This window comes from Devosia sp. 2618 (genome assembly GCF_040546815.1).
GTDB lineage: Bacteria > Pseudomonadota > Alphaproteobacteria > Rhizobiales > Devosiaceae > Devosia.
In genome coordinates, this window is record NZ_JBEPOO010000001.1 from 1,597,360 (window position 1) to 1,608,349 (window position 10,990).

A 10,990-nucleotide genomic window follows, 5' to 3' on the forward strand; every position below is an offset into this window, starting at 1 on the left:
GCCGAAGCGCCCCTTACTTTTATTCTGTGATCGGCGGTTCCGGCGTTTCCGGTGGCGCATCGGGAGCGTCCGGAGGCGTCGTCGATGCGTCGGGCACCTCGTCGTCTTCTGGCTCGCTGATGTGTTCGACCGACATCACCTTTTCGTCGGCGGCAGTATCGAAGACGATGACGCCCTGACTGCCGCGGCTGACGATGCGGATCGGCTTGTCGCCGCCCACCGGCAGACGGATGGTCTGGCCGCCGTCGGTGATCAGCATGATCTGGTCTTCTTCTTCCACGGGGAAGCTCGATACCAGATTGCCGTTCCGCTTGTTGACGGCCATCGCCACGATGCCCTTACCGCCACGGCCGGTGATCCGGTATTCGTGGCTCGAGGTGCGCTTGCCATAACCGTTTTCGGAAATGGTCAGGATGAACTGCTCGATGGCGCTCATCTGGGCGTAGACGTCCTGCGACAGCGCGCCGGCGACGACATCGCCTTCATCGCTGGAGCTTTCCTCATCCGCCTGTTCGCCACGCACTGCACGGCTCATCTTGAGATAGGCAGCGCGGTCTTCGGCGGAGGCGTCGGAGTGGTTGATCACGGCCATGGAAATGACCTTGTCGCCCTCAGCCAGCTGGATACCGCGCACACCCATGGAGTCGCGGCCCTTGAACAGGCGGACGTCATCGGTGCGGAAGCGGATGGCTTGGCCCAGAGCAGTGGTCAGCAGCACGTCGTCATTGGCGGTTGCCGTCTCGACGCCGACGATCTGGTCGCCGTCATCGAGCTTCATGGCGATCTTCCCGTTCTGGCGCACTTCGATGAAGTCGGCCAGCGAGTTACGGCGCACCGTGCCGCGTGTCGTGGCGAACATGATGTCGAGGTTTGCCCAGCTGGTCTCGTCCTCGGGCAGCGGCATGATGGTGGTCAGCCGTTCGCCCTGCTCGAGTGGCAGGATGTTGATCAGCGCCTTGCCGCGCGCATTGGCCTGAGCCAGCGGCAGACGCCACACCTTGAGCTTGTAGGCAATGCCACGGTCGGTGAAGAACAGCACCGGCGTATGGGTATTGGCCACGAACAGGCGCGAGACGAAATCCTCGTCGCGCGTTGCCATGCCCGAGCGCCCCTTGCCGCCACGGTTCTGCGAACGGTAGGTCGAAAGCGGCACGCGCTTGATGTAGCCTTCGTGCGACACGGTCACGACCATGTCTTCGCGGGCGATCAGGTCTTCGTCGTCGAAATCGCCGACCACGTCGGAAATCTCGGTGCGACGGGCGCTGCCGAACTGCTCCTTGATCTCGGTCAGCTCGTTGCGGATGATTTCGACCACGCGCTCACGGCTGCGCAGGATTTCGAGATAGTCCTCGATTTCCAGACCCAGGCCATTGAGTTCCTCGCCGATTTCATCGCGACCAAGCGCGGTCAAACGAGCCAGACGCAATTCGAGGATGGCGCGAGCCTGTTCCTCGGACAGATTGAACGTGCTGTCGTCGTTGATACGGTGGCGCGGATCGTCGATCAGCGCGATCAGCGGTGCCACATCGGCCGCCGGCCAACGGCGCGTCATCAGCTGCTCGCGGGCCGTCGCTGGATCGGGCGCGGTGCGGATCAGGGCGATGACTTCGTCGATATTGGCGACGGCAACGGCCAGACCGACCAGGATATGGGCGCGATCACGAGCCTTGTTGAGCAGGAACCGGGCGCGACGCGTAACCACTTCGTGACGGAAATCGATGAAAGCGCCGAGGATTTCGCGCAGATTCATCAGCTGCGGCTTGCCGCCATTGAGCGCCACGAAGTTGCAACCGAACGAGGACTGCAGCTGGGTGAAGCGATAGAGCTGGTTGAGCACGACATCGGCCAGCGCATCGCGCTTGATCTCGATGACGACGCGCATGCCTTCGCGCGAAGATTCGTCGCGCATGTCGGCGATGCCTTCGATACGCTTCTCGCGCACCAGCTCGGCAATCTTTTCGACCATCGTCGCCTTGTTCACCTGGTAGGGCAACTCGGTGATGATGATGGCTTCGCGTTCCTTGCGGATTTCCTCAATCGAGACGCGACCGCGCACGAGCACCGAGCCACGGCCGGTTTCGTAGGCAGAACGGATGCCCGCGCGGCCCAGAATGATGCCGCCGGTGGGGAAATCAGGACCAGGCAGAACTTCGAGCAGTTCCTCGGTGGTCACCTGATCGTTGTCGAGCATCAGCAAGGCTGCGTCGATGGTCTCGCTCAGATTGTGGGTCGGAACGTTGGTCGCCATGCCCACGGCGATACCGCTACCGCCATTGACCAGCATGTTGGGGAACCGCGCCGGCAAGACGACGGGCTCGTGTTCGGAGCCGTCATAGTTGTCGCGGAAATCCACCGTGTCCTTGTCGAGGTCATCGAGCATGGCATTGGTGATCTTCTGCATGCGCACTTCGGTGTAACGCATGGCAGCCGGCATATCGCCGTCGACCGAACCAAAGTTACCCTGACCTTCCACGAGCAGTTCGCCCATGGAGAAGTCCTGCGCCATACGGACCAAGGCCATATAGACGGCACTATCACCATGGGGGTGATACTTACCGATCACGTCGCCGACCACACGGGCCGACTTACGATAGGGCTTGTTGTACTCGTAGCCGTTCTCGCTCATCGAGAACAGAATACGACGGTGCACGGGCTTAAGGCCGTCGCGCACGTCGGGCAGTGCGCGGCTCACGATCACGCTCATCGCATAATCGAGATAGCTTTTGCGCATCTCGTCAGTGATGGAGATCAACGAAATGTCGGAGGGCGGCGGCGGCGCGCCGGTTCCGGTATCGGGCGTATCGGTCACTGGGGTGATTCTTGTTTGTTCAAACTACCCATTAGATAGGCGATTCCGACACAGAATGCCAATTCTCACCGGCCTTCGCTGTGGAGAGACGCCTTTGCGGCGCCGGGTGTTGGCCACCGCGCGACGGCGAGACCAAGGCGGCGACAATCGCCAAGTTGTGAGCGGCAATTTCTTGCCAATCGTCTTGCAGAATTGCGCCGCATCTGACACGGCGCAACAATGTCTTGGCCAATGCAATGCTTCATCTTGCGTTCAGCTTGTGTCTGTCAAAAAATCACAGTGAAATCGGCAGCCGACGCAGGAGATCACCGTGCAACGCATTCTCGCCGCGACCATCGTTTTCGCCCTGCTTGGTAGTGTGGCCGTGCAGGCGCAGACCGCGCCAAAGCCTTCGCCCGGCGGCAGCAGCAGTTCCAATGGCTGGCCCAATCCGCCTTCGCTGGCGGGAAGTGGCGGCCCCTTCCCCGTCGATCCGCCAAAATTCGGCCATCCGACAGGCCTCTGGGTTCTGGATGGCTCCGAATGTGACGCCGCCGACATTGAGGGCATTCAGATCGAGGACAAGAACATCGTCCTCTACGATCCGCGCGCCGCCACAGTCTCGTTTTCAACCGAAGGCGAAAAGGCCTTCAGCGTCACGGATGTGAAGGCTGATCTCGGCACCATCACCGACGTCGTGCCCCGAAACGGGGTCTATCGATTCGTGGCTGAACTGGATCAGGGCGATGAGCTGATCTTTGATTTCGAGGTGCTGCCCGACCAGAAAGCGACGATCGGTTTTGGCGGCGGCGCCAAGATCCCACTGACGTCCTGCACTCAAAGCTGAGCCAGGACGCAGACTTGTGTGGCTAACGCCCATGCGACTGAGATAAGCAGGCTCATGGCAGATACCTATCGGGCGTGGCTTCGCGGCGCAGAGACTTGGCAGAATATTTCGGTGATCGACCTGCGCGACATCGACGGCATCGGCAAGCGCCTGCAAAGCGCGGGCCTAAAGACGCTGGGCGAAATCGACGGAATGGAAGGTCCCGAACTGCTCAAGCTCGACGGCATCGGCATCGGCGTCCTGCGCCGGGCACGCGGCATTATCAGAACCTGCAAAGCCGAGCAGCGCCGCCGCAAGGCCGCTGCCAATCAAATCCGCGTCCGCCCGCCCCGGGTTGTCCCCGGCGACTAAATGGTCTTGTCGTATTCGACGCGCGCCGCGCCGATATGGCTGTGGTGTTCGCCGGCCCAGTCGATCAGATGTCCGAACGGCACGATGATCGAGGCGCCCATCGGCGTCAGCCGGTATTCGACCGATGGCGGCTTGGTGTCATAGACCTTGCGCGTGATCATGCCGTCGCGCTGCAAATCGCGCAGCGTCTGGGTCAGCATCTTTTGGGAAATGTCGGGCACGTCGCGCCGAAGCTGGTTGAAACGCTTGGGGCCGCCGGCCAGCATCATCACCAGCAACATGCTCCATTTATCGCTGATCTTGTCGAGCACACCCCGGATCGGGCAGTTGCCCAGCGGGCTACCGACGATGCTGTTCCAGCTCTCGATATAGACATCGGCCTGTGATTTGTTGTCCAGCATGGCAGTTACCTCCAGGTGACGTTCAGCGGTGAAAGTGCCTCCTTTAACGCCGGTAGGAACGAGCCTAGATAGCACTCTCTATTCGATACCTAGTCTCCAACGGCGATCTTCGCAAGTGGGGCGGGACAACACGGAGAAATGGACATGTCGAACTTCAAGGATCAGGCATTGCTCGTCACCGGCGCATCGGGCAAATTCGGCCGCATCGCGGTTGAAGAGCTTCTGGCGCGCGGCGCGACCAAAATCATCGCCGGCACGCGCGACACCTCCAAGCTGGCCGATCTTGCGGCACGCGGCGTCGAAGTGCGCCATCTTGATTTCGACGATGCCGCCAGCCTGCCCGCAAGCTTCGCCGGTGTCGACCGCGTCCTCGTCATCAGCACCGACGGCGTTGGCAAACGCGTGGCGCAGCAGACCGCCGCCATCGCCGCCGCAAAGGCCGCTGGCGTCAAGCACATCGTCTATACCTCCGCCCCAGCTGCCCGACCAAATGCCGATGCAGGCCTTGGTATCGAGCACTACTGGACCGAAGTCGCACTAGCCGAGAGCGGCCTCGACTTCACCTCGCTGCGCAATCACATGTATGCCGAGAACAACCTGATTGATGTCGGTCACGTTATCGGATCGGGCCAGTTGTTCGGCCTCATCGGCGACCGCGGCACCGCCTTTGTTACCCGCGCCGATGCCGCCCGCACCGCAGCCGGCGCCTTGCTGACCTCCGAAGGGAAGTCCATCGAAGATGTCAGCGGTCCAGCCGCCGTGACAAATGCCGAGCGCGCGGCACTCTACGCAAAGGTCAGCGGTAAGCCGGTGGCCGTCGTGGCTGTCACGCCACCAGAACTCAAAGCCGGCATGGTCGCTGCAGGTCTGCCCGAGTTTTATGCCCAGGCTTTGGTGGCTTTCCAGATTGACGCTGTCTTCGGCTTCCATGGCGTTGCGACCGACGCTGTCGAGCGCCTTTCGGGCCGCAAGCCCGAGACTTTCGCACACTTCCTCGAAGCCAATCGCGCCGCACTCACCGCCTGATCCATCCGGCCCCGCGTTCGCGCGGGGCCACCCCACAATTGAACTGCTCATAACCCGCCCACGCGCACCGCGCTCACTGGACGCTGTCGCTGCAACCCCGTAGAAATCGCGCCAATCTGTCGCCGAATTCGCGGAGTCTCGTGCAGTGGCTGTGGGGTCCTTTTTCGGCAGGCTGTGGGCGCGCTTCACCTATGACCGCTCTATTGGTTTCGGCCTCGAATATATCGGCCTGACCACGCTGCGCTATCCGCGCACCATCGCACTGGCTGTGCTGGCCTTTTCCATCCTGTGCTTCGCGCAAATCCCAAAAGCCAATGTCGATGGCGACCTGCTGCGGGTCTTCGCGCATTCGGGCGAATATTATGACGCCTATGAACACCTCGCCGAGACCTTCGGAACCTTCGAGAACGACGTCTATGTCCTGATCAGTTCCCCGCGCCTGACCGAGCCTGAAACGCTCGAGCGGGTGCGCGAACTGGCATTCGATCTAGAGCTCAACGACTTTGCCGTCGGCACCATGTCGCCGTTCACCCTGCGCAAGCCGGACAGCCGGGGCGGTTCGGTGCCCGCGGTGCCCGAGCAGATGGAGAGCTATTCGGAAGTCGCCCGCGCGCTGGCCGATCTGCAGCAAAACGATCCGATGATGCGCAACCTGATCACGCCGAACCTTGATGGCGTGGTGCTGATCATGTTCCCCAATCAGGAAATGACCAAGGGCGACGGCACGAGGCTCATGATCGAGAGCTTGCATCGGACCATTGCGCCCTATCAGGACGAAAACATCTCCGTCGAACTGACCGGCCCGCCGATCTGGACCTCTGAAATGCTCAATGCTGCGGTGAGCGATCAGATCAAGTTCACCATCTGGGGCTTTGGGCTGGGCGCACTCATTGCGCTCCTGGCATTGCGCTCGCTGACCGGCGCATTGCTGGTCGCCGCAATGCCCTTCCTCGCCCTGATCTGGTCGATGGGCATAATCCTGTTGTTCTTCGGCTCGTTCACGTTCCTCACCATCATCGTGACGACGCTGGTGCTGGTGATCAGCTTCGCCGAATCGATATTCTTCATCTTCAACTGGCTCGCCTATTGGCGGGACGGGATGGAGCCCAACAAGGCAGTCGACGCGACCGTAAAGCTGGTCGGGCCCGCCGCTGCACTGACCATGCTGACGACCCTGATCAGCTTCGCATCGCTGGCGCTGACGCCGGGTCAGGGCGTGCGCGAATTCTCCATCGCAGGCTCTATCGGCTCCGTTCTGCTGTTTGTCTGTCTGATGACCTTCGTGCCGCTGATGCTCAAGACCGCCATCCGGCTGGGCTTCAAGCCACCCAAGCGCTCAAGCCTCGTGTTGACGGCGCCTTTGCCCGTGGCGTGGTTCATGGCCAGCAAGTTCGGGCGGCAGCTATCGATCATCGCGATCCTTGTCACCCTGCTGCTGTTCATCCCCTATTTCCTGATCAAACCGCATTTTTCGTTCGAAGGCGTCGTGGCCAATGAGTCCACTGCGTTGTCGGCAGCGGCCGATATCGACGAAGGCGTCGGTGGCGTTGCCCCGCTCTACATTCGTGTGCCTCTCGCGGATGGCGACCCCAATGTCAGCGCCGAAGACTTCAAGACCATTGTTGCCGTACACAGGATTCTGGAAAAGCACCTCGGCCAGAACAAGGTTATCTCGGTCGAGAGCATGACCAATTACACCGAGAGCGGCTTCTCGCGCCAAGAGGTGTTCGAGTCCGTCGGGCCATTCATGAAGCGCCGTTTCGTCACCGATGACGGCACGCAGGCGCTCGTCACCGGATTCATGCCGACCATCATCGACTCAGACGACCTCAAGCAACTGGTCATCGATGTCGACGCAGAGCTGAAAGCGGCCGGCATTACCGGCGCCGAGATCGGCGGCTTCCGGATTTTGACGACATTCGCCACCGACCAGATCGTTGCCGGGCTGCAGCTCGATCTGACCCTTTCGGTGCTGGTCAACATCGCGCTGATCGGCTTTGCCTTTCAGTCCTTCCGCGTCGCGCTGGCCTCGGCCATTCCCAACCTCTTCCCGGTTTTGGGCACCCTCGCCTGGCTTTATTTCACCGGTCAGGGCCTGCAACTGACGACCGTGATCGCGCTCACCATCGCCTTCGGCATTGCCGTGGACGACACGGTGCATTTCCTGTCGCACTACCTCCATTCCCGACGCGAGGAAAGTCGCCCGCATATGGAGGCGGTCAAGCACACGCTGGATCGCATCGGCGGCGCGATCATCGCAACCACCATCATCCTCTGTTCCGGCGTCGTTATCGTCACTTTCTCGGACCTGCCGCAGGTGGCGATGTTTGGCACCATGTTCGTCTCGACGCTGGCCTTTGCGGTCATCGGAGACCTGTTCATTCTTCCGGCCATGCTGCTGGCCGGTGGCAAATTCTTCCATCCTTTGGGCCGGATCAAGGTGCGTATGGCCGACCACGAGGCGACGCCCGACGATCCGACCGGCGAACGTGCCAAGCCGCTGCCCTCCTGATCTCAGCCAAGGAAATCACCGCTATCCCCGCAGTCGGGGGCTTGCAGGCGGTTAAATTGTCGAGAACATTGACCGTCAAGCAAGTGTGGTTTGCTATCGGTCGCCGAATGCGATCTGCCCGGGGGCAGGATTTTACTGGAGCGTGCGTGCAATGAGCATTTTCGGAGTTCTGTCGCGTGCCATGGCAGTGGCGACCGTTGTGGCTGCCATGGGTGGCGCAGTTGCCCCGGCTATCGCCGCTCCGGCCGACGTTGCCCTGATCAAATCCTATATCGGGGAATGGCGCGGACGCGGCACGCTGGTCGGCGCCACCACCGAAACCGTGGTCTGTCGCCTGTCGCTCACGCAGGGCAATCAGGACAAGGTCAACTATAGCGGCCGCTGCACGCTGGCGGGCACCCAGCTCTCGGTCGCCGGCACCATGGCCTATGTCGAGGCCAACAAGCGCTATGAAGCCGCGATGACGTCCAACGCCACCTTTACCGGCATCGCCGTCGGCCAGAAGCGCGCCGGTGGGCTGGTGTTCAACCTGCGTGAGCGCGAACAGGACGAACACGGCAAACCGCTCAACATCACGGCGCAAATTTTCCTGCGCCCGGATGCGATCACCGTGGCGTTCGAGGTGGTCTATGTCGAAAACGGCGATAACCTGCGCGCCGACGTGCCCTTCACCAAGCAATAGACCCACGTAACCTTTGGGGACTGTGCGGGCGGCTTCATGGCCGCCCCAATTGTTTTTGGTTTGCAAACCCTTGGCGGGCAGAAAATCTTAACCACCAGCGGGTTAGGTTTTTTTGCCTATCCGAGAACCCTCAATTGTCCAGCCGAATAGCCGCTCAGCATTTGTCTGCATCTGCGCCCCAGACGTGGACGCAGACTCGCGACGATTTCAGCGCACGCCTGGTGCGGATGTGCGACCTGCTGGGTATTGCTGGCGCACGCCTGGTTCAGGTGACTGCCGACCAGCACACGGTGATTGCGGCGTTTGGCGACGCCACACCCAATCTCAATGTTCTGGAGGCCATGGCGACGGCGGATACCGCGCCGCTGGTCATCGCCGACACGCTCGACAAGCAGCGCGATCACTGTCGCTTTTATGCCGGAATGACCGTGCCCGCCGATGCCGACCGCCCGGCCATGCTCCTCAGCCTGTTCGATTCGCGCCCGCGCAGTGCGGCCATGGCCAACACCATTGCCGCCTTGGCGCATGATGCGCTGTCGCAGGTGATCATCGAGCGCCAGCGGCGCGAGATCGCGATTCAAAGCGCGACCATTGCCAGGCAGATCGAGGTCGAGCGGCAACGCCGCTGCCTGTTCGACCGGGCCTCGGCCACGGCGCGGATCGGCATCTGGGAATGTGATCTGTCGGACGGCTCGCTGCGCTGGACCAATGGCGTCTATGACCTGTTCGAGTTGCCGCATGGCAGCCCGATTGCGCGCGACACCACCCTGCCCTTTTACAGCGATGAGTGCCGCCGCGACATGGAGGCGATGCGCGCCCACGCCATCGCCAATTGCTCCGATTTTGCGCTGACCGCCAAGATCACGACGGCCAAGGGCAATACGCGCTGGATGCGCCTGACCGCAGCCGTCGAAGCGGTCAACGGCAAGGCGACGCGCATTTTTGGCATGAAGCAGGACATTACCGAAGAAAAACTGCTCGGCGATCACACGCGCTATCTGGCCGAGTTCGACGTCATGACCGGTCTCGCCAATCGCAGCCAGTTCCAGACGCGCCTCGACATGCTCAATGATGGCTCCAGCAAGCGTCAGATCGGCGCGCTGCTGCTGATGGATCTTGATGGCTTCAAGCAGATCAACGACACCCACGGCCATGCGCTAGGCGATGAATGCATCAAGGAAGCCGCCGCGCGGCTGACCGAGAGCAGCGGCACGGCAGAACTCGTGGCGCGGATCGGTGGCGATGAATTTGCCGTGCTCCTGGGTGCCGACCTCAGCCTCGCCGAGATCGAGCAGCGGGCGCAGGCTATCGTCGAAATGGTCGCCCAACCCCTCGCTCGCATGGGCCACACCATGGCGTTAAGTGCATCGGTCGGCGTTGCACTCTATCGGGGCGGTTCGGCCGAGGACCTGTTCCGGCAGGCCGATACGGCGCTGTACGCAGCCAAGGCCGCCGGTCGCAACACGACAATGACCTTCCCCATCGCCGCCTGACACTCAGGCCAAAAAGAAAGGCCGCCGAAGCGACCTTTCTGCATTCTGAAATAATCCAGCGTTCTTAGAACGGGATATCGTCGTCCATGCCGCCTGGCTCGAAGGCCGGTGCATTGGAGGCCGGACGACGCGCGCCGCCACCGGCATTGTCGCGCACGCCACGGAAACCACCGTCGCCGCCGCCACCGCCGCCATAACCACCACCCTGGCCGCCGCCACCGCCGCCTTCAGCGTCGTTGCGGCCGTCGAGCAGCGTCAGGTTCGAGTTGAAGCCCTGCAGCACGATTTCGGTCGAATACTTGTCGGCGCCGGACTGGTCCTGCCACTTGCGGGTCTGCAGCTGGCCTTCGATATAGACCTTGCTGCCCTTGCGCAGATAACTCTCGGCCACGCGCGTCAGACCTTCCGAGAAGATCACCACACGGTGCCACTCGGTCTTTTCGCGGCGTTCGCCGGTGTTCTTGTCTTTCCAGTTCTCCGAGGTGGCGATCGACAGATTCACCACCTTGCCCCCGCTTGGGAGGTTGCGCACTTCTGGGTCAGCCCCGAGATTGCCCACCAGGATGACCTTGTTCACACTGCCTGCCATCGCTCATTCCTTTCGATTCAGTCCCCGGGCCTTTGCCCACGAGGACGCTCACTTACATAGCGGCGGCACCTTACTCCCGCGCGCCGCTCACCGCCCGCGCCTTGGCGAAGTTGTGAACAGAAGTGTCTCTTCATTTGTTCTCTTTATGTTCCATATATCTTGGCCAGTCAAGCATCCTCCACATGAGGCACTGCCTCGCATTGGAAATGCTCGCTGGCGGCATTTGTGCACACGTCCAGCTGCGCGGCGTTTTGTTGTCTGCTGACAGACCCTGTCAGTAGCCGTGCTCCAAAACCGCGGC

9 protein-coding genes are annotated in these 10,990 nt (G+C 61.4%); 6 read left to right on the forward strand and 3 right to left on the reverse strand.

All coding sequences use genetic code 11. From position 1 onward, the window contains the following. Positions 1-19: 19 nt before the first annotated feature. Positions 20-2,809, reverse strand: coding sequence for a DNA gyrase subunit A (gene gyrA / locus ABIE28_RS07975; protein ID WP_354061733.1), 2,790 nt, complete (start codon positions 2,807-2,809; stop codon positions 20-22). 310 nt (positions 2,810-3,119) lie between these two features. Here gyrA and ABIE28_RS07980 point away from each other — a divergent pair, with 310 nt between their 5' ends. Next, positions 3,120-3,635 (forward strand): hypothetical protein, encoded by a 516-nt coding sequence (locus tag ABIE28_RS07980; RefSeq protein WP_354061735.1) that lies wholly within the window; start codon positions 3,120-3,122, stop codon positions 3,633-3,635. 54 nt (positions 3,636-3,689) lie between these two features. After that, on the forward strand, positions 3,690-3,986 hold the full coding sequence (locus tag ABIE28_RS07985) for a DNA polymerase Y subunit UmuC family protein (RefSeq protein WP_354061737.1): 297 nt from the start codon (positions 3,690-3,692) through the stop codon (positions 3,984-3,986). Here ABIE28_RS07985 and ABIE28_RS07990 read toward each other — a convergent pair. Beyond that, on the reverse strand, positions 3,983-4,387 hold the full coding sequence (locus ABIE28_RS07990) for a winged helix-turn-helix transcriptional regulator (protein WP_354061739.1): 405 nt from the start codon (positions 4,385-4,387) through the stop codon (positions 3,983-3,985). The two genes, ABIE28_RS07985 and ABIE28_RS07990, sit on opposite strands and share 4 nt — an antisense overlap. Before the next feature lie 144 nt (positions 4,388-4,531). On the opposite strand from ABIE28_RS07990, the gene ABIE28_RS07995 reads away from it, so the two are divergent. The 4 genes from ABIE28_RS07995 to ABIE28_RS08010 all read left to right on the forward strand — a co-directional run bounded on the left by ABIE28_RS07995 (position 4,532) and on the right by ABIE28_RS08010 (position 10,100). Beyond that, positions 4,532-5,413: an NmrA family NAD(P)-binding protein gene (locus ABIE28_RS07995; RefSeq protein WP_354061741.1), complete on the forward strand. Its 882-nt coding sequence runs from the start codon at positions 4,532-4,534 to the stop codon at positions 5,411-5,413. A 145-nt stretch (positions 5,414-5,558) separates the two neighbouring features. Next, positions 5,559-7,925: an efflux RND transporter permease subunit gene (locus ABIE28_RS08000; protein WP_354061743.1), complete on the forward strand. Its 2,367-nt coding sequence runs from the start codon at positions 5,559-5,561 to the stop codon at positions 7,923-7,925. 151 nt (positions 7,926-8,076) lie between these two features. After that, complete coding sequence (locus ABIE28_RS08005) at positions 8,077-8,607, forward strand: hypothetical protein (RefSeq protein WP_354061745.1); 531 nt, start codon at positions 8,077-8,079, stop codon at positions 8,605-8,607. 134 nt (positions 8,608-8,741) lie between these two features. Then, positions 8,742-10,100, forward strand: a complete 1,359-nt coding sequence (locus ABIE28_RS08010) for a diguanylate cyclase domain-containing protein (protein WP_354061747.1) — start codon at positions 8,742-8,744, stop codon at positions 10,098-10,100. A 64-nt stretch (positions 10,101-10,164) separates the two neighbouring features. On the opposite strand, the gene ssb is transcribed toward ABIE28_RS08010, so the two are convergent. Next, positions 10,165-10,689, reverse strand: coding sequence for a single-stranded DNA-binding protein (gene ssb / locus ABIE28_RS08015; RefSeq protein WP_354061749.1), 525 nt, complete (start codon positions 10,687-10,689; stop codon positions 10,165-10,167). Positions 10,690-10,990: the final 301 nt, after the last annotated feature.